The following is an 18,307-nucleotide window of genomic DNA, read 5'->3' on the forward strand; positions in this document are numbered from 1 at the left end:
TGGCGGGAACATGAGGTTACCTTCCCGCGTTGACAAGGGTATCAACTGTTCATCTGTATGAAGTTGCCTGGAGGTGACGATGATGTTGATGCGTACTGATCCGTTCCGTGACTTCGACCGCCTCGCCCAGCAGGTCTTCGGGACGGTGGCGCGTCCGGCTGTGATGCCTCTGGATGCGTGGCGCGACGGTGACAAGTTCATTGCCGAATTCGATCTTCCCGGGGTGAAGGCCGACTCGATCGATCTCGATGTCGAGCAGAACGTTCACGCAGAACGCCCGGAGTTGAGCACGGATTGTGAACTGGTCTCCGCCGAGCGGCCACGTGGCGTGTTCAGCCGGCAACTGTTCCTCGGCGAAACCCTCGATACCGCCGGCATCGAGGCAAGCTATGAGGACGGGGTCCTGAGATTGTCCATTCCTGTCGCGGAGAAGGCGAAACCACGCAGGATTGAGATCGCGGGCAAACGGGAGCAAAAGGTGATCGACGCCTGACTCAACGTTCTGGCCCGGTCGCAGTCGATGGCGGACCTGGTTCGCCGTCCAATCCCGTGCCTGGGTACCACCCGCAACGCTCGGGACATGGGAAATATGGCCTCACTGCCGACATCGTTCCTGTCGGCACTGAGGCCACACTCTGGGGGCATGGCAGGCCGAGTTCGCGCTTGAATGCTCGATGCTTGACACCCACCCCAGCGATCTTGAAAAAGGGGTTCACCCGGCGAAACACTCTTCAGATCCGCCATGTTTCTTGGTGGGCATGAACCTGGTAGAGAACACAGCCAAGCCGAAGCGCTCAGGGCGGCAAGTCCACGCCATTCTTCTCACCAGGGTCAATCCAGTTTCCTTCGAGCGACGACGTCCGCAAGACCGGAGGCCGTGACATGAAGATTCACATTCATCACTACAGCCGCTTGGACGACTGCCTGCGCGCAGGGCAGGATCGCCGCGGTGGGCCCGGGTCGACGGTCGTCGACATCAGAGGGGAAATCGACTACGCATCCGCCGGAACTCTGCGATCAGCCCTCGACGCCGGCATCGATTCAGCGGTCATGAGCCTGATAATCGATCTGACTCACTCATCATTTCTAGGAGTCTCTGGCGCACAGGCACTGGCCCGCGCAAATATCCATGCGTCCGCCAATGGTCTACAGCTACTCCTCGTAGCGCCACCACAGTGTGTGGAACGAGCCCTTGAAGTGACCGGCCTGACGGACCAATTCCGAATCTTCCCCTCGCTCCAGAGGGCGGTGGATGAGAACCGACGGTTGCGGGCCGAGAAGGAATCAAGCGATACGCGAACACGTGCAGGATGATCGACGAGGCAGACGGTGCGGACGGGTTCGACCATCACCGGCGGAGAGTGAGCGCAGACGATCCCCGCATCTATCCAGGACCGAATGTACTGCGCAACACGCAAGTTCGACCTCCGTACGAGCGTGCGACTGGACAAGCGTGTCGACTAGACAAGCGTGTCGCAGTCTCCAGAGCCGGGTCGCCTCGCTCGGCTGCCGTCGCGCCGATTGAGGGAACGCAGACTTCGCCCACCTACCGAAGATCCACATCTACCTGTTCAGTGTCGTCTACGACTGGGTCGGCACCGATCAGCACGAGAGTTCCTCGCCTCGGCCTTCGATCTGCCGAAGGCCGATAGCGATTGTTTGATTGATCGAGTCAATCCTGATGGGAGCGTTGCCGCTGTTCCTGCGCTTCTGCCTTACCTCGGGCCTTCTCAGCGGCGGCCTCCTTGCTCGCAGCCTCACGTTCCGCATCGGCATTGTCCTGTTGCGCCCGGCCCTCTTGGCTCAGTTCCTCGTTTCCGGTGACGGCGCCCACGGCCTCCTTGGCCTTTCCTTTCATACCCTCGGCGACGCCCTTGACGCCTTCGGCGGGCCCAGACTTGTTCTCTGCCACGATCGCACCTCCATGGTTGTGGTCATGCAGGCGTTGGCTACCCCCTCCGCGTTCGGACAAACCGAAACTCATTTCCTGGCAGGCCGCGGGGCCTTCCAATGCTGTTGCTTCGACGACGATCTCTCCAAGTTGGTCGGATCTTCCGGTCCCGGTCCGAGCGAGTCGAGGCATCGACCGGCCGTGACAGCAGCGACCCCGGTCTCTGTTGGTGGACAGCCTAATGGCCGCCCCGTTCTCCTCCAGGCCAGTGGCCAGGTACCCGGGTACCGGCCACGCGCGCTCGGACGACCTCACACCTGCCAATCGTCCGCGCGCTCTATTCGTTTGCAGGGGTTGTTCTCGACGGTGAACGCACTGGCACCCACCGAGACCTGGGCCGGAAGCCGTTTCATCCTGGCCCGCCCGGGGTATCTGGAACAGACAGAAGCGAATTGAAGGAGGGGCGGATGCCACGGAAGGGTTCGGATTCTCACCTGAAGGATCAGGAGATGTACGAGAAGCTCCGAAAGAAGGGGGACTCCAAGGAAAAGGCGGCGCGGATCTCGAACGCTGCCGCAACCCGGGGCCGGTCCAGCACTGGCAAGAAGGGCGGGTCGGGAGCGTCCTACGAGGACCGCACCGTTCCAGAACTGAAGAAGCGCGCCAAGGAGATTGGGCTATCAGGGTATTCAAAAATGAACAAGTCGGAACTCGTCGACGCGCTACGCAATCACTGACTACGCGTCTGGACCAGAGTGCGCCGTCCCGTCCGCCCGGTATGCACTGGGCATCCTCGATGCATGGCCGGGCGGCCGACCTGACGTCCAAACTCTGGTCTCGTCCACGGAAGCGTGCTTAACCAATGCGCTCAAGATGGATACGTTCAATGCCGACGCCGAACGCTGTGGCGATGCCGAGGGTTGGCGACTTCTTTCGACGCGCGCAGGCAGACAGCCGGAAGGGCGCCGAGCAGGGCAAGCAACTAATGCTGAGCAGACTTCGCGCCACCGGCTGAAATGACCACGACACTCGGCGATCTCGTCGAGCTATCGAGCTAAGGCGCATTCCCTGGGCGGCCCCCACCAGCGCGGGCAGCAGCTTGATGGGGGCCGTGCCCGCGGGAGTGTGCGTTGCGGACGCACCGACCGTATCGAACATAAGGCCGCGTGAGGAGGGAAATCTACACCTCCGTCACTGGCCGGATCCTGACGGTCGATCGATACAGCGGGGCCGCCTCGGACTTGGCTGAAGGAACTGATCCACGGCCTGCGCAAGGACAGAGACCGTCGGCAGCCGACAGTTGCCTCCGACGGCCCCTGTTCGGCGTGCTGAATCCACGCAGCGGCACGAGCACGCCGAACCTCCACCACTAGCAATTTACCCCCGCAGCGCTGCAATGGATCTGGGTCGGCACCACCAGAGAAAGGGACCACCGATAGCGGCTTTCGCATGCTTCGAATGCGCGTTTCGGCGAGGCGAAGCAGTGGAACTGCTTGTCAGCGCCCGTGACGGAGAGGGCGCGCTCCACGCAGTGGGGACCGCCGACCAGGACGACGTCCACCCCCGCGCACCCGGCACGCCAATGCACCCGGGTGAGAGCTTCGATGGCCGATACCGCCAGGAAGGTAACTCTGGAGAGGTCCACGACGAGGCCGTATTCGGCGGCGTTGGCTCCTGCGTCGAGCCGCCTTTCGAGGTCGGGCAAGGTATGCGCGTCCACCTCCCCCGATACCTCGATGGCGCCAATTCCGACGCTGAGTACACCTGCGGGGATTCGGCCAATTCCGGGGCCGTCTGGCATCGGCCGGCGGGTGAGTATGGGTGAAATCGACACAGCAGGCCTCCTGGTTCTTGCTGCACCTCCCGGGTCGAGTGCGCCACGCCAGGAAGCAGATGCTGATTGCTCACGGGCTCACGTGAGAGGCAAGCGGGGGCGGCTGTGGACTCAACCAACTAGGGTCTACCACCCTCGTCGCGCGCTGTACAGGCCCCTTTTCGGCTCGATGCACCCGGGCCCCTTGGGCTATCGCCCGGCGGGACTCTGCGAGACGTGTTCGCTCAGGCGGCGCAGAAATCTCTCGCGATGCCCGTGCAGCAGTTCCGCCTCGGCCGCGTGCACGGCCTCTTCGTGCTGCTCGACCCTGCGCAGTTCGAGTGCGCGAGTCACGCGCGCCGGGGCCGTCTCCTCATGCAGTCGACAGGCGCGAGCTGCGGCCGACTCGTCACGCAGCAAATGAGCGGCCACGCGATCGCAGTCGATGAGGATTCGCTCGTATCCCAGGCGCAGCGCCGACTCTTCGGGGAGACGCACGACAGCGACATCCTCGATCAGCTGGAGCGGTAGGCGTACGAGCCTGTAGTTGAATCGGGCCATCGCCAAGGGCAGGCCGAACACGGCTCGATCGTACCGACCGCGTCGTGCTGAGGGCTGTGGACAGCCGTTGTGGAATTCGCTGTGTGTTTCCTGGGTGAGTTTCGTGCCCAGGCCCCGCGGGTAGGCCAGGTGTGGCAAATGACCGCGACACGGAAGGCCGAGCCGATGCCCACGACACAAATCCGATCGACCGAAGATGTGGTCCAGTTCCTGGTTGGCCAGCACCAACAGATCAAGACCCTGTTCCGCGAGGTCCTCGCCCAGTCTGGCCAAGCCCGAGAGGAAGCATTCTTCGAGCTCCGACGACTGCTCGCGATCCACGAGGCCGCTGAGGAAGAGGTCGTTCATCCCCGCGCCCGACGCGACCTCGACAACGGAGAGCCACTCATCGAGGAGCGGCTCGAAGAGGAACACGAAGCCAAGGTGGCGCTGTCCGAGCTCGAGGAGCTCGATGTCGACTCGGACGAGTTCACCGCGAAGATCAGGGAGCTACAGTCCGCGGTCCTCGAGCACGCCGAGCATGAGGAGAACGAGGAGTTCGATCGGCTACGCAAGGCCCTGACCGACGAAGAGCTCGCCCGCATGACCAACTCGGTCAAATTGGCCGAAGCGATCGCACCCACACGCCCGCATCCAGGAGTCGAGTCAAAGGCAGAGAACATTCTCGTCGGACCATTCGCGGCCATGCTCGATCGGGCGCGTGACGTGATCGACGGACGTCGTACCTGAGCCGGGCCCCTGCGTGACTTGGCGGGCGACGACTTAGCTCAAGTTCCCCCACTCCGGTCGCTGTCGCTGTCGACGGCTCAGTCGATCGATCGCGATCGGCGCGCGGCTATGTGGTTGTCCCGCTGTTGTCACGCAGCTTCCGAAGGACCTGGTCGACTCAGCCTCGGGTGAGCGGATCATGAGGCGCTGACCTGATCCGCCGATGTTCGAGGACTACCAGGGCGACGCCGGCAACAAACAAGCTCAGGCCAGTGACACCGCTGATCCATGCCCAACCCTCGAACCCGTATCCGGCCGCCACCAGGCACAGCGCCATCAGCACCACGCCTGCCGCGACCACCGCGTAGCCGACCCAGCTGCGCGTGTCGATCACCGCTTCGCCGGCGTGCGGTCGAGCGGTCCTGGCGTCATCTCGAATGTCATCCCTGTCCTCGTTCACCGTGACTCCCTTCGCGTTCCTACCGTTGGATACCCCGGTCGCATACGCATACGCATACGGCGGGCAGAAGGGTTCGCGTTTCGCCTTCGTGCAGTCGGGTAGCCCGGTGTCGATGAAACCAAGTTCTGCCGCGGAGGCCACGACGATGAGCACCGAGCACACCCCCCACACCATCGACTATCCGGGCGAGACGGAGGAGATGGCCGAGGAACCGCACGACGAGATGCGCCGATACCGGGGTCGTGGCTTGCTCGAGGGCAAGAAGGCACTGATCACCGGCGGCGATTCCGGCATCGGCCGCGCGGTGGCGGTCGCGTTCGCCAAGGAAGGTGCCGATGTCGCCATCGCCTACCTCGAGGAGGAGCGGGATGCGGAACACACCACCGCCCTGGTGGCCGCCGAGGGACGCACCTGCGCCAGATTCAGAGGCGATCTAGCGGAACCGGCACACTGCCGCGCCGTGGTCGAACACACCGTTGACGAACTGGGCGCGCTGGACATCCTGGTCAACAATGTCGCCTACCAGAACCCGGTCGAGGACCTCGCCGAACTGTCCGACGAACAGTGGCGACGCACCTTCGCCGTGAACATCGACAGCTACTTCCATGTCACCAAAGCCGCACTGAACCATCTGCCAGATGGAGGATCGATCATCAACACCAGCTCGATCAACGGCCTACGCGGGAACCGGACCCTGATCGACTACTCCGCGACGAAGGGTGCGGTCATCGCACTCACCTACGCGCTGGCCCAGGCACTCCTCGATCGCGGTATCCGGGTCAACTGCGTGGCACCCGGACCGGTCTGGACCCCGCTCATCCCGGCTACGATGAGCGCCGACAAGGTCGCCGGGTTCGGTAGCCAGGCACCCTTCGGTCGAGCCGCGCAGCCGGACGAGATCGCCCCCTCTTATGTCTTCTTCGCCTCCTGCCTTTTGTCCTCGTACTACTCCGGTGAGGTGCTCGCCCCGATCGGCGGCGAAACGCTACCTGGGTGACCAGACACACGAAACCCGCGGAGCGAACACAGTTGAGCAGCGCGTCGCGCCACCAGAGAACCTCAGGAAACCAGCACCGAGCTACGGGAATTGCGCGAGCGGCTCGTAGCACCGAATGCGGGAAATCCTCGCCGACGATGGTGCGAGCACGTCTAGTCCGCGGCCCTACGCCAAACTTCTCTACAGTCCACCGGTGTCCGGTTTGACGATCGTTGGGCAGGACAGTTTTGTGCCTGCATGCGTCTTGGCAGCTGTCGTCGGCCGCTCTCGGCGTGAAACGCGCACAAGGGCATTCAGCTCCCCTTGCCGCGCAGTATTGAAATTTAACCCTTGGTTGGCACATCACCCCATGACGACGAGGAACCCGACGATATGTCGGTCAGTCTTCGAGTTCGTCGATGTTGTACTTGATGGCTGCGTCGCTGATCAGCAAGCCGAGCCCGAGGGCCGCGCTGCCGAGGGCGAGTCCGATGGTGAGGGCCAAGCCCACACCCAGACCCAGCGCGAGGGCGGTGCTGCCCAGACCCAGAAAGAGGCCGAGCATGATCTCTCCCAATTCAGTGGATTTGTTCCCGACATCGCCGGGAAATCCTGACATATCCATTCTCGTCCGGTAGCACCTGCTACAGAAGAACCCAGGGGTACGGAAAAACGGATGCTGGGGCGGCCATGCGTCTCCGGCGCTGGAGGCCCAGAAGGCCAGGACAGGCAGGCTCCGAGATCAGGGTTCGCAATAATCGACTGCGAGTGGCGCGAGTTCGGAATGAGGCGTCCACTGTCCACGCTGGCGCAGTAGTAGCACCAGGGAGACCAGCCGGTCGGCGCGCATAAACAAAAGACTTACCAGTAATCACGACAGGAGGTGTCGTGATTCGTTGAGACCTTGATTCTGCGCCCATCGGACAGCCCGATGGTCACTTCACGAAGGAGCGTCCAAGTGGGGTCTCAGGTCAATCCGTGCATCACGTTCAACGGCAACGCGCGGCAGGCAATGGAGTTCTATCGGCAGGTTTTCGGCGGCGAGCTGGAGATAGGAACCGTCGCGGACTTCGGCTTACCGGACGCACCCAACGCCGACAAGATCATGCACTCTCGTCTAGACACTTCGGCCGGCTACACGCTGATGGCATGGGATTTCCCCGACGACCGGCCAGGCCATCCGCCCTATCGGCCAGGGAACAACGTCGCGGTCTTCCTCGGCGGCGACGACGGCGAACTCCGCGACTACTTCCAGAAGCTGTCCGTCGGCGGCACCGTCACCCTGCCGCTGGAAATGCAGGTCTGGGGCGACGAGGCAGGCTCGCTCGTGGACCAGTTCGGGATCAGCTGGATGTTCAACATCACCGCCCAGCACAACTGAAACACGACGGAGTCGCCCGTGTTGATCGAAGAGTTGAACGCCAAGCTGGAACGGATCGGACAGCAACCCTTCCGCGCGAAGTTCCAGCTGAGCGGCCGGGACCGCGCAATGGTCGAACACCGCGGATTTGCGACTGTGTGCGCGGGCACACAGACGAACTGATCCGTGACCGGCTTGCCCCCGCCCAACCACACAACGACGGCCGGCAAACGCCCTACTGCGGCCATCCTGTCTTCGTCGCTCAACACACGACCGCGACCTGCTGCCGCATCTGCCTGCAGCATTGGCACGCAATCCCAGCCGGCCGTGCGCTCAGCGACACCGAACGCAGCCATGTCGTGGAGGTGATCTGCTTCTGGATCGCGAAGCAGTGCGACCCAGGGCACCCTCCACCGTGACCACGCGGTTGCTGTCAACCTGCCGCGTGGATCACTGCCTCGCTGCGGCACGCCATCGGCGGCCAGCCACCGGCCGCCATGCCCAACCGTGGCGTCACCAACGTCATGGCCTCATACATCTACAGCACCGACCATCAAAACGCCGTTGCAGTATTAGCGGAGGTTTGGGCTTGAGGCCGGGCTGTGGTGCCGGATCTACGCAACGGTGAGCGGTGTTGCGGTGTAGGTGATTTCATGGCGCCGTGATGGATGGGGGCTACGGCCGGGTCGGTTCGTATTCACGTGTGGAGATGGAGCGGTTCTTCCACCCGGACGATGAGGACCGGCGGCTGATCGCGGCCCGTCGCCGCGATTACAACCGGCTCGGCTACGCCGTGCAGATGATCACGGTCTGTCATTTGGGCATGTTCCTGACCTACCCGCTGGATGTGCCGCCGGAGTTGGGTGGAGTACCCGGCCGAGCAGTTGGGCATCGACGACCCGGCATGTCTGAAGGACTACGCAGATCGGCGAATGACCCGGTTCGAGCATCAGGCCGAGATCACGCAGGAGTACGGCTTGGCCGCGTTCGCGGACGTGGAGGCGGAGCTGGCGGTGGATCGCGGACCAGGCGTGGATGACCGGCGACGGACCGAAGGTGATCTTCGAGGGCGCGGTGGCGTGGCTGCGGGCATGCCAAACCTGCTGCCCGGCATCACGGGGTTGGAGAGGCTGGTCGCCGCGGGCCGTGAGGTCGCTGACAAGCGTCTGTGGAATCAACTCGCGGGCAGGTTGGACCCGGCCGGGTCGGCGTCGCTGCTCGCCCTGCAAACCGCTCAACCCCACGAGTCAACCTGAGTGGGGGCAGTCCGACCGCTACCGCAGATAGTTTCCCGAGTCGTCCCCGCGGGTCAGGTGAATCGCGCCAGGACGACTCAGAGGTTACCGCACATAGTGAGCTGCTATGTGCGGTAACTCCTTTCGGGCCCATTGTTCCTGCACTGCCGTCCGAGTGAAGTCGACGGGGGCGGACCTCTAGCGAGAGCCTCCTCCGCGCGACCGACAGGTATCGGTGCGATAACTAGGGAATGGGACTGCTCCCCGAGCTCCGCGTCGTGAGTCCATGGCGCTATACAGCCGGGTCAGTCGGTGGTGGCTTCAGTGTTCGTGGCCTGGTCTGGGTGCTGCTGTGCCTGGCGGAATTCGGTATTGATCCGTTGGGCTTCGGTGAGTTGGTCTTCGAGGATGATGATGCGGCAGGCGGCGTCGAGTGCGGTGCCCTGGTCTATTAGTTCGCGGGCGCGGGCGGCGACGCGTAGTTGATATCGGGAGTAGCGTCGGTGGCCGCCTTCGGATCGCACCGGGGTGACCAAGTTCGCGGTGTCGAGGCTGCGGAGAAAGGCTTGTGTGACGCCCAGGAGTTCGGCGGCGCGTCCCATGCTGTACGCCGGGAAGTCCTCGTCGTCGATTCTGTCTCCCGGGCCGCGGTCGTTCGGTTTCGCCGGAATGTTCGTGGCACCTTTCGTATGCACGGACGGGGGCCCCGGCGCCTGTGCGGCGCCGGGGCCCGAGGGGATTCACTTGAACAGACCAGCCATTCGGCCGGCTTCCTTACTGGTTCCCCGCCTCGGCGGACGGGACGCGATCGTGTAACAGCTGACCGTGCACCACCTCCTAGTCGGGACTTTTCAATGTTCCTGCGCGGCGATCTTGCAACCGCCCAGGTGCGACGCCTGCGTGCGTCGCATTTCCTGCAACTTCCTGTTCCGCTCTACCGGGCTCATCTGACTGCCCGGTAGAGCGGCGGGACGCGTCGAGTCTTCCGAAACACACTCAACACATCTTCTCGACGCGTCCCGCCCTACTTACCGGTCTTCCTTCATGCGGGCAGTTCGTCCTCTGCCACGCCCCTTGGATCCGTCTCTCATCTACGGCTGGAAGATTACAACGGCGACATTCGATTGTCTACAGTCGCCACTACAGAATCTTCGTGAGCGCGGTCACTCACTCGAACCTGCAGTTCAGAGCGCTTGAAGCGGGTCTCGTGGCGGCGCGCGCGCCATCCGAGAGTGAGCTGTGCGCGCCCGGCCTCCCGATTTCCCGCCGGTGAACCCCGCACTGACAGAATGGAACCCATGCCACTACCCCTAGACGCAGCGTTCAGACGCCGCGTATATGCGGATCGACAGCGCGTGAAAGACGATAGGGAACGGGTGCCCGGAACAAATCGACGGTGGCCGGACGATGGTGGGGCTGTGCAAGGGCGGGTGATCCCGCTCAGCCATGCCACCGCGATGAAATCCGCGCGCGCAGAACTCGCCACCCACGCGCGCAGCATCGAGAACCTTCACGGGGCAATTCATCCCTGAAATATTCTGCACTACAGAGGTTTCGGCGACAGTTCATGGCTAAAAACGTGACTGCTGCCGAGCAGCCTCTGTGTGGACACGAGATTCAGCCCCGACGGGTCTGCCGGTTACCGATGCTTGGCGAGGAATGGGCGGTGCACGACAACATCGTCTGCTGGCGCGAAGGTGATGGCGTCGATGCCCGGTTCAGCGAAGGTGACGCGGACTTCCGGATTGTGGGGTTCATTGTCTTGCCGACGCTCAACAGTTGTTTCGACCAGGTAGCTGCGGCGATATGTCCGCCCGGATTGTTCACTGGTGTCCACCTCGACGAGGATCGGCCCTTCGCTGGCGAAATCTGGCAGGTCCGCCGCTTTGATAGAGACAGTCAGGATGCTGGTTGGCGCCTGTTGGGTAGCAGAAGACATGGCGGCCGTCGTTCCTTCACTCGGGTCTGACGCGCATCACTATCGGTGGCTTCCCGCTAATCCTACGCGTGGATGGTGCGGACCGATCTGGACTCCTCGTCTGTGCCTCGCGGCGTTACGTGGCGGTGTTCTCGCGTCGCTTCTTGGCGTTTCCGAGGGGATGACTGCCGCCGCGGCTCTTCCCAATCCGCCGCGCACGGGTTCGCGGGTCCTGTATGACGATCGGCTACCAGTACGCCCTCAGGCTTGCGCGAAGCCGATTGGGCGCCCACCCAAGTTGGGCGTAACGCTCGGTATGTTTTGGGCGATTCTCCCGATATGAACAAGATGAGAGCAGCAACGCTCGTTGCGACAGTAGGGGTGCTCGGTCTTCTCGGGGGCGGGGTCGCAAATGCATCACCGGGTGGCTACGACCCGTACGCCGGCCTTCCGCTCGAGGTCCGAAATTGGCTGCAGCCGACTGTTGCCGCTGTGATGCACTTCTTCGGCATCGGGTACCCAATCTCTTCAAACTGATCAGCCCCGGCCGAGATCCTCGGCCGGGGCTGATCTCGTCGTCCTCCATCGATAGGCGGACCCTATCGCTGTCGGCTGTCCTGCAAGGCGATCGCCAAGTCGGACGGCCATCTCGAATTGGCGTAGCAAATCCGAGATGGATCAGACGCCGGCGCAGGCGTCCCGGTAACCCGTCCTGCATCTCAGTCCGGGAAGGCTGGCCTATCCCGGACTCGAGCCCACCCAACGGTCAAAAGACTGGAACTTCTCCAGATTTGTGTGATCCGGGGCCATTCTTAAGTGTGATTACTGACCTGTAGACCTGCCCAATCTGCATGCAGCCCAGAACGCTCTGCCATGGTGAACACCCCTCCATCCACCCACCTCTGGCCTGCCGCGGTTGCAGCGACGCATCGCGTCATAGGTAGCGTGCACGCCACCCCGAGACGGTCGCGTGGGCTACAGCCTTTCCGTTCACCATGTCGTGAAGTGGAGGCATGACCACTGCTTCGACCTTTCGGCCATCTGCAACCGTCCTCGATTCGTCCGTGCGCGCACGTGGAGTTCTCTGGTTCCTCGTTCTCGCGTTCGGGGCTTCCTGGGTTCCGTGGGCAATCGTGTGGGCCGCCGGCTACTCGCTCGACGACCCAGTCGTCCAACTGCTCACCGCCGCGTTCGTGCCCGCCGTCGCCGCGATCGTCACGCGCCGGTGGATCACCCGCGAAGGGTTCTCCGATGCGGGGCTGAGGCCCCGACTGCGTGGGGCGTGGTCGTCGTACCTGATCGCCGCGCTGCTTCCGGTAGCGGTTCTCGCGACCGCGTTGGCAGCGGCCGCGGTGACGGGCGTGTGGGACGTCGCGGCGTGGAACTTCGGGCGGGACGACCTGACCTTCGTGGCGATCGCGGTGGTGGTCCCAATTGTGGCTGCGCCCGTGTTCTGGGGAGAGGAGTTCGGTTGGACCGCTTACCTGCGGGATCGTCTCGTTCCGGGCAGGCCGTTCGCAACGACGGTCGCGACCGGCCTGATCTGGGGTGTGTGGCACTGGCCTCTGCCCTGGGTGGGGTACTTCGGCGCCGGCGGTACCGCCACCGACGCGGTCGTGGCGATGCTGATGTGGCTTCCGTTGTCGGTGCTGCTGGAATTCGTGATCGGTTGGCTGTGGAGTCGTAGTGGGTCCGTGTGGCCGCCCGCAATCCTGCACGGCGGCAGCAACCTCGTCGTGGCCGTCGGTCTCGAGCGTTTCGTGGATCCCGGCGCCAACGCGAGTGCCGTTACGCTTCTCATGTGCGCCGCCTACGTTCCCGTCGTCCTCCTCATCGCCGGGACGACGAGGGTACGTCGGCGCGCGGCGATCGGGGCCGAGCAGTGAGGGGTGGCGTGTCGGCAGCACTGCGGTCTGGCCCCCGGTACCTCCGCACCGTGTGGCCCTGGCGGTCGTTGGCCTGCCTCGCCACCGCGGGCGTCCTCTCGGTTGTCACCGTGATCGGCATCCTCCCTGTCCTGCTGTTGGGCATGACGCGTCGACTGCGGACGGCGTTGTGGGAACCGATGCTTCGCGCGCACAGCGCGCGACTGAGGCTGGTCGATCGGTCGATCGCGGACCGTGCGGACGTGGAGGTGACGGCGTCCGCGAACGAGGAGCGACTGCCGACGATGCGGCATGTCGCGTACGTCCTGTGTGCGGCGATCTCCGGCGGGGCCGCCACCCTCCTGGCGATCTTCGGCGTCACCATTGTCGGGATGCTTCTAGCCGCGCCCGTGGTCATCCGCGACGACCACTTCGATCTCGGCGCGTGGACTGTCGAAACCAGTTCGGGTGCCTGGGGTTTGGCGCTGGCCGGGGCAGTCGGCACGGTGCTGCTGCTGGTGGCGGTCGGCGCCTGGGCCGCGTTCGAGGCGGCGATGGCCCGTCGTCTCCTCGGGTCCGACGCCGATCCGTGGCGTCTCGAAGCGGCCCGCCTCGAGACGACCCGTTCCGCGCTACTCGACGCAGAGGGCTCGGAGCGGACCCTCCTCGAATCGGAATTACACGACCGGGTACAGCACCGACTGGTTGCGCTGTCGATGAACCTCGGACTGGCCGAAGCAGCCGACTCGGACGGACCGACGGGCCGGCTCGCCGCCGATGCTCACCGGCAGGTGGACGAGACGCTCGCGGAGTTGCGGGCCGTGCTGCGCGGCTACTCGCCGCGGGCGTTGATCGAGCGGGGCCTCGCCCCCGCGCTGACGGACCTGGTGGCAGACGTCCCGCTCGACGTGACCATCGCGCTCGACGGTGTCACCGGTGCGGGGGAACGACTGTCGCCGCCGGTCGAGCACATGTCCTACGTGTTGGTGTCCGAGGCCCTGACGAACGCCGTGCGACACGCACAGACTCGACATGTCACCGTGCAGGGTGACCGCGTCGGGGACATGTGGCTGTTAACCGTCACCGACGACGGCGCGGGCGGCGCACACATCACTGCCGGTGGCGGTCTGGACAGGCTGCGTGGTCGTCTCGGCGCTCTCGACGGAAACCTTTCTGTGACAAGTCCGGTCGGGGGTCCCACGACAATTCGGATGGAGTGTCCGGTGTGAGTCCGACCGAACGGCCGCTGCGGATCGTGCTCGCAGAGGACAGCCCACTGCTACGGGCCGGCGTGGAGAGCGTGCTGGCGTCCGCCGGACACGTGGTGTGCGCGGGTGTGGCGGATGCGCAGGGGCTCCTCCACGCGTGGGAGGCGCACCGACCGGACCTCGTGGTGACCGATGTCCGGATGCCGCCGACCAACACCGATGACGGACTGCGCGCGGCGGCGGCACTCCGCCAGCGCGATGCGGACCTCCCGATCGTTGTACTGTCCCAATACGTCTCGGTCGCCTATCTCGACGAGTTGCTCGGCGACGACACCGCACGGGGCGGCGTGGGATACCTCCTGAAGGAACGCGTCGGACATGTCCGTCAGTTTCTCGACGCCGTGGATCGGGTGGCTCGTGGTGAGACCATCGTCGATCCCGACGTCGTGCGGGCTCTCGTCAAGGCCACCCGCAGCCGCGCGCCGCTGGCGGTTCTCACGGACCGCGAGCGGGAGGTCCTCTCACTGGTCGCCGAGGGGCACACCAACTCCCTGATCGCACAGCGGTTGACGGTGTCCGAAGCCGCCGTGCGCAAGCACGTCGGGTCCATCTTCTCGAAGTTGCCGCTGCAGGACGGTGACAGACGCGTGCAGGCGACGCTCATCTACCTACGGTCGCTGGGCTGACGACGGGGTGAGGCAGGTCTACGCTGCCCCGGTCCGACCACAGCCACCGCCGCAGGACTGCTCCAATCGACACCTGACTGCGGCACCTGTATGCCATCCATCTGGAATCCATCCAGATTTGAGTGATCAAGAGCCGGCCTTAAGTGTGATTACCGACTGGTCAACCTATCCAATCCGCATGCCGCCCAGAACAACCCACCATTGATGAACATCGCCGCGTTTCCAGTCCACGCTCTTCCAGGACCGGCCGTACGGCTTCGGCTGGCTCGTACGCAGTCGTCGGCCAGCCCGCTCGCTCCACGGCGGGCGTCCAAGCCCCGTCGACCCCGCACGCGCCGCCCGGCGCGGCGCGTCCACGCCCGCGACGTCGAGGCTGGGCTGCCCAGTTGTGATGTCGCGGCTGCCGCACCAATTTCTTCCTTGGCGTGTTCACCGTCCGACGTTGCCGAGCTAGAGGCGAAGGCGAAACCTACTGGAAGCAAGGGCGTCGGTGACGCGTTCGATTGTGCGGCGCGCATCGTCGGTCGACGTGTCGAGTACGTACGGCTCGTACTCGCCCAGGGACGCGAACTGCGCCCACATCGTGACAATCGGGTGCTCGTCGACGAGCGCATCGGGCGCCGTGCGAGCCTGAGCGCGCGAGAGAGCGGTGCTGCGGTCGGGCCGGAGTACGACGTAGTGGAGGGCGATATCCGTTGTGTGGCTGCGGAAGTGATCGAGCATCCACGGCCCGACGATACCGTCGAGTACCGCTGTGAATCCGCCCGCCGCGTACGTGAAAGCAGCTCCTGCGATGACGTCCATGACGGTCTGGTTCTGTTTAGCGGATGCTGGCTCGTACGGCGGGATCGCCCCGGCGACAATGTAATGCCAGAAGTCATCGGTATGCAGGTGCACGCCCCGCTCGAAGCTCCGGGCGAGCGCGGCCGCGACAGTGCTCTTCCCCGCTCCCGGCGGGCCGGTCAGAATGATCACGGTTCCGCTCATCCGATGAGCCCCCTTTCGTGCCGTCCTGTGCGCTCGGTCAGCAGATCACTCTTCTTCGACCCGACTGGCTCTGTCAACTGGAAATGGCGCAAGGTGGGGTCTGACCGTCCCGACCCCGACGGGTTAGCCGGCTGTCGCTGCTTCGGTGTGGGCGAGTCGATAGGCGTGGGTGCAGGTCTCGATGATGGTGTCGCGGTGGGTGAACCGGTCGACGATGGCTGCGCAGAGTCTGGGGTCGGTGAAGAGGGTGCGGGGCGCACGATTCGCTTTCCGCGGCGTTAACCGCGGCACCCAAAGGCCATCAATCTGGAATCCATCCAGATTTGTGTGATTAGAAGCGCCCGTTAAGTGTGGTCACCGACCGGTGAACCTATCCAATCCGCATGCAGCCCAGAACGAACCGCCATAGGTGAACACCCCTCCATCCAACCATCCACTGTCCACATCCATTCATCCATCCATGTGTTGGAAGGGCATCCGGATTTTCGGGAAGTCCTCATCTCTCAGCGTGACCGTTTTGGCACATCCGCACTCCACACCGGGGCCGAGAAGGTCGCAGTGCGCCGTTGGGACTTCATATCGGCGACGCATCGATCTAGGAGCCCGCAGACTTCTAATCTACGCAGGGGCAAGCGCTGTCCCCCGGTAACGCCGGGTGCCGTTCGGCTTCCTGGGTCAGTGCGGGCGAAAGGCCCATGGCTTTCGCAGTCGGCGCTGGACTTCTGCCCGCTCACAGCCGGCACTCATGTCACGGGCGATCGGAATCGACTCGACAAGCCCGGGTGGAGTACTCCTCGCGGACGAGGATCGGGTGTTCACCCCGCGAATCCAGTCTTGGGTGGTGTCGGGCCGTGCCGTGATGCCGATAGAACCCTACGGGACTGGCAGTGGCACAGGGCAATTCGGGTGTCACAGCGACGGCGACGGATCGGCCGAGTCGGCTACAGGAGGCTGAGGCAGTACAAGTAGAAGCGGTGGACAACCAGCACTGCGACGGCGAGGAACCAGAATGTCACCGAGATCAGGTGGCTCCCGGCCGCGGTCATGGCTTTCGTACGGAGGGGCCGGGCGAAGGTGCCGTTGTGCAGTTTCCGGAGGGTGACGTATCAGAAGACCTGGATGGTCGCGGCCCACACCACCATGCAGTACGGACAGAGGGCGCCGATGACGTAGAGCTCTGCGCGATCAGCCAGTGCACGAATGCCACGGCAGCGGTCGCACCGAGTTTCAGGCCCAGCCAATACCAGCGGGCGCCGGAGGCGAGTGCGGCGCCGGTCGCCGCAAGGTCAGTCCGTCGAAGTCGTAGCGAAAGCAGTGGGCCTGGTCATGAATGTGACGCTGGGGCGCGGGAACCGGTAGGTCGCACACGCCACATCCAACGCCTCGTCCACCGCGGTGACCAGTTCGAGCTCGTGTCCCGCCGGCCGTTCAGCAACCTCGATGACCAACTCGGTGAGGATTTGGCCGTGGTCACGGTGGACCTGCTCCATCAGCGAGACCATCAAGTCGACTGTCGCGCCGATGCTCCGCGGCGCGGCTACTTCACCGCTGACGGTGTAGCAGAGCCCGACCAAGGAGAGGTTTGGCTGCTCGATCACCTCAGTCAGCTCGCGCGTGATCGCGCGCCGGGTCGCCGCATCGGCCTGCTGGGGCACGTGAACCAGGGCGTTCCGCTTCGGCTGCGGCCGGGCCAGCCAATGGTGGCGTCGGTGCAGATTCAGGGTCATCGAGTGCCTCCTAGGACATCCGGGCGTCTCGGGTGCAGACTCCCTCTCCCCATATGTACCGCTGATAGCAGTCGACGCGCCGCCCCATTGACGAACTGCTTACATTGCCGCGCACATCGTTGACGCGACCTTCACGCCCCGGTCCTCAAGTAGTGGTCGCGCAGGAACCCGCCCAATCGGCTAACCCGTGGCGCACCTTGTGATTACGACCCGTGCACGGCTGTGTGTGGATCGTTGCGCCACTCGGCTTCGAAGCGTTCACCCCCGCGGGCAACCCCGACAGGTTTCGGGCTGTACATCGCCAGAGCGGGATCGCTGTCCAAGAACGCCCTCCAGATGCTCGCCTGCCGGAACGCAGACAATCAAGTCTGGTCGCCTGGCGACTGTTTCTCCTGCTCCCGCCCAGAGGCGCCTACACGTCGATTCGGGAACCCACGATCACTGTCCGCTCGCCCGGCAGGCCGAAATACTCCGCAGCATCTACCCCTTGCGCGATCACTACTCAGTGCTACTATCTAGTGGTAGTCAGCAACACTGAGTAGTGGAGAGGAGGGGGGTTCCATGGGCAGGCAGATGACCGAGATGCTCAAAGGCACGCTCGAGGGCATCGTCCTCGCGATTCTGGCCGTGCGGCCGGCGTACGGCTACGAGATCACGGCGCGGCTTCGCGAGCAGGGTTTCTCCGAGATCGCCGAGGGCACCATCTACGCCCTGCTGGTCAGGATCGAGCAGCGCGGGTTCGTCGATGTGGAGAAGGTCCCGTCCGAGAAGGGGCCGCCGCGCAAGGTGTACTCGCTCAACTTGCTGGGCGGCGAGTACCTCGAAGAGTTCTGGAGGACGTGGAGCTTCCTCGCGGAACGGATCGAACAGCTCCACCAACACGTCGAACACCCGCAGAACGAAGGAGAGTAG

General features: G+C 64.0%; 21 protein-coding genes and 3 pseudogenes. 14 read left to right on the top strand and 10 right to left on the bottom strand.

The features are described 5' to 3' along the window. Nucleotides 1-79: 79 nt before the first annotated feature. Nucleotides 80-493: an Hsp20/alpha crystallin family protein gene (locus C8K38_RS11465; protein ID WP_306455729.1), complete on the top strand. Its 414-nt coding sequence runs from the start codon at nucleotides 80-82 to the stop codon at nucleotides 491-493. Nucleotides 494-882: 389 nt separating this feature from the next. Further along, nucleotides 883-1,314, top strand: coding sequence for an STAS domain-containing protein (locus tag C8K38_RS28080; RefSeq protein WP_097211601.1), 432 nt, complete (start codon nucleotides 883-885; stop codon nucleotides 1,312-1,314). Between the two features lie 358 nt (nucleotides 1,315-1,672). Here the strand turns inward: C8K38_RS28080 and mbp1 are convergent, their stop codons facing one another. Continuing rightward, nucleotides 1,673-1,912, bottom strand: a complete 240-nt coding sequence (gene mbp1 / locus C8K38_RS11475) for a microaggregate-binding protein 1 (RefSeq protein ID WP_097211602.1) — start codon at nucleotides 1,910-1,912, stop codon at nucleotides 1,673-1,675. Between the two features lie 446 nt (nucleotides 1,913-2,358). On the opposite strand from mbp1, the gene C8K38_RS11480 reads away from it, so the two are divergent. Both C8K38_RS11480 and C8K38_RS27615 read left to right on the top strand, forming a co-directional pair. Then, complete coding sequence (locus C8K38_RS11480) at nucleotides 2,359-2,628, top strand: DUF7218 family protein (RefSeq protein WP_097211603.1); 270 nt, start codon at nucleotides 2,359-2,361, stop codon at nucleotides 2,626-2,628. Between the two features lie 52 nt (nucleotides 2,629-2,680). Continuing rightward, nucleotides 2,681-2,906, top strand: a pseudogene (locus C8K38_RS27615) (hypothetical protein). 354 nt (nucleotides 2,907-3,260) lie between these two features. Here C8K38_RS27615 and C8K38_RS11490 read toward each other — a convergent pair. Both C8K38_RS11490 and C8K38_RS11495 read right to left on the bottom strand, forming a co-directional pair. Further along, a complete protein-coding gene (locus C8K38_RS11490; protein WP_097211604.1) occupies nucleotides 3,261-3,692 on the bottom strand; it encodes an STAS domain-containing protein in 432 nt (143 codons plus the stop codon). Between the two features lie 222 nt (nucleotides 3,693-3,914). Further along, nucleotides 3,915-4,286 carry a hypothetical protein gene (locus tag C8K38_RS11495; RefSeq protein ID WP_097211605.1) on the bottom strand — a complete coding sequence of 124 codons (372 nt, stop codon included), beginning with the start codon at nucleotides 4,284-4,286 and terminating at the stop codon, nucleotides 3,915-3,917. Nucleotides 4,287-4,430: 144 nt separating this feature from the next. Between C8K38_RS11495 and C8K38_RS11500 the strand changes: the two genes are divergently transcribed. Beyond that, a complete protein-coding gene (locus C8K38_RS11500) occupies nucleotides 4,431-4,994 on the top strand; it encodes a hemerythrin domain-containing protein (RefSeq protein ID WP_097211791.1) in 564 nt (187 codons plus the stop codon). 157 nt (nucleotides 4,995-5,151) lie between these two features. Here C8K38_RS11500 and C8K38_RS27980 read toward each other — a convergent pair whose 3' ends face one another. Beyond that, a complete protein-coding gene (locus tag C8K38_RS27980; protein ID WP_306455728.1) occupies nucleotides 5,152-5,586 on the bottom strand; it encodes a hypothetical protein in 435 nt (144 codons plus the stop codon). On the opposite strand from C8K38_RS27980, the gene C8K38_RS11510 reads away from it, so the two are divergent. After that, nucleotides 5,579-6,430 (top strand): SDR family oxidoreductase, encoded by an 852-nt coding sequence (locus C8K38_RS11510; protein WP_097211606.1) that lies wholly within the window; start codon nucleotides 5,579-5,581, stop codon nucleotides 6,428-6,430. The two genes, C8K38_RS27980 and C8K38_RS11510, sit on opposite strands and share 8 nt — an antisense overlap. A gap of 379 nt (nucleotides 6,431-6,809) precedes the next feature. Here the strand turns inward: C8K38_RS11510 and C8K38_RS27130 are convergent, their stop codons facing one another. Then, complete coding sequence (locus C8K38_RS27130) at nucleotides 6,810-6,974, bottom strand: hypothetical protein (RefSeq protein WP_179800536.1); 165 nt, start codon at nucleotides 6,972-6,974, stop codon at nucleotides 6,810-6,812. Nucleotides 6,975-7,367: 393 nt separating this feature from the next. Here C8K38_RS27130 and C8K38_RS11515 point away from each other — a divergent pair, with 393 nt between their 5' ends. From C8K38_RS11515 to C8K38_RS27625, 4 genes and pseudogenes are all read left to right on the top strand, one after another. Further along, the gene (locus C8K38_RS11515; protein ID WP_097211607.1) at nucleotides 7,368-7,790 is read left to right on the top strand and encodes a VOC family protein; all 423 of its coding nucleotides are present in this window, start codon (nucleotides 7,368-7,370) and stop codon (nucleotides 7,788-7,790) included. A 137-nt stretch (nucleotides 7,791-7,927) separates the two neighbouring features. Then, entirely contained in the window at nucleotides 7,928-8,188 is a 261-nt protein-coding gene (locus tag C8K38_RS11520) for a DUF4186 domain-containing protein (protein WP_257017451.1), read from the top strand. Nucleotides 8,189-8,433: 245 nt separating this feature from the next. Then, a pseudogene (locus C8K38_RS28165) lies at nucleotides 8,434-8,619 on the top strand (DUF4158 domain-containing protein); the annotation flags it as partial. A 13-nt stretch (nucleotides 8,620-8,632) separates the two neighbouring features. Beyond that, on the top strand, nucleotides 8,633-9,025 hold the full coding sequence (locus C8K38_RS27625) for a DUF4158 domain-containing protein (RefSeq protein ID WP_257017452.1): 393 nt from the start codon (nucleotides 8,633-8,635) through the stop codon (nucleotides 9,023-9,025). Between the two features lie 284 nt (nucleotides 9,026-9,309). On the opposite strand, the gene C8K38_RS11530 is transcribed toward C8K38_RS27625, so the two are convergent. Both C8K38_RS11530 and C8K38_RS26865 read right to left on the bottom strand, forming a co-directional pair. Next, nucleotides 9,310-9,699 (bottom strand): helix-turn-helix domain-containing protein, encoded by a 390-nt coding sequence (locus C8K38_RS11530; protein WP_097211609.1) that lies wholly within the window; start codon nucleotides 9,697-9,699, stop codon nucleotides 9,310-9,312. Nucleotides 9,700-10,643: 944 nt separating this feature from the next. Then, the gene (locus C8K38_RS26865) at nucleotides 10,644-10,943 is read right to left on the bottom strand and encodes a hypothetical protein (RefSeq protein ID WP_143548442.1); all 300 of its coding nucleotides are present in this window, start codon (nucleotides 10,941-10,943) and stop codon (nucleotides 10,644-10,646) included. 1,043 nt (nucleotides 10,944-11,986) lie between these two features. Here C8K38_RS26865 and C8K38_RS11535 point away from each other — a divergent pair. Genes C8K38_RS11535 through C8K38_RS11545 form a run of 3 tightly spaced genes read left to right on the top strand, consistent with a single transcriptional unit; the run spans nucleotide 11,987 to nucleotide 14,681 of the window. Further along, a complete protein-coding gene (locus C8K38_RS11535) occupies nucleotides 11,987-12,808 on the top strand; it encodes a CPBP family intramembrane glutamic endopeptidase (RefSeq protein ID WP_257017453.1) in 822 nt (273 codons plus the stop codon). Nucleotides 12,809-12,816: 8 nt separating this feature from the next. Next, the gene (locus C8K38_RS11540; protein ID WP_257017454.1) at nucleotides 12,817-14,016 is read left to right on the top strand and encodes a sensor histidine kinase; all 1,200 of its coding nucleotides are present in this window, start codon (nucleotides 12,817-12,819) and stop codon (nucleotides 14,014-14,016) included. Further along, nucleotides 14,013-14,681, top strand: coding sequence for a response regulator (locus C8K38_RS11545; RefSeq protein ID WP_097211793.1), 669 nt, complete (start codon nucleotides 14,013-14,015; stop codon nucleotides 14,679-14,681). The genes C8K38_RS11540 and C8K38_RS11545 overlap by 4 nt, the downstream gene beginning before the upstream one ends. Nucleotides 14,682-15,131: 450 nt before the next feature. Here C8K38_RS11545 and C8K38_RS11550 read toward each other — a convergent pair whose 3' ends face one another. From C8K38_RS11550 to C8K38_RS11560, 3 genes and pseudogenes are all read right to left on the bottom strand, one after another. Beyond that, on the bottom strand, nucleotides 15,132-15,668 hold the full coding sequence (locus tag C8K38_RS11550) for an AAA family ATPase (RefSeq protein WP_097211612.1): 537 nt from the start codon (nucleotides 15,666-15,668) through the stop codon (nucleotides 15,132-15,134). Nucleotides 15,669-15,791: 123 nt separating this feature from the next. After that, nucleotides 15,792-15,911, bottom strand: a pseudogene (locus tag C8K38_RS27390) (IS21-like element helper ATPase IstB); the annotation flags it as partial. A gap of 1,043 nt (nucleotides 15,912-16,954) precedes the next feature. Next, on the bottom strand, nucleotides 16,955-17,395 hold the full coding sequence (locus tag C8K38_RS11560; protein WP_108168818.1) for a decarboxylase: 441 nt from the start codon (nucleotides 17,393-17,395) through the stop codon (nucleotides 16,955-16,957). A 561-nt stretch (nucleotides 17,396-17,956) separates the two neighbouring features. Between C8K38_RS11560 and C8K38_RS11565 the strand changes: the two genes are divergently transcribed. Beyond that, a complete protein-coding gene (locus C8K38_RS11565) occupies nucleotides 17,957-18,307 on the top strand; it encodes a PadR family transcriptional regulator (RefSeq protein WP_097211614.1) in 351 nt (116 codons plus the stop codon).

The sequence above is a fragment of the Rhodococcus sp. OK611 genome (assembly GCF_003050885.1).
In the GTDB taxonomy this organism is placed as follows: domain Bacteria; phylum Actinomycetota; class Actinomycetes; order Mycobacteriales; family Mycobacteriaceae; genus Rhodococcus_G; species Rhodococcus_G oryzae.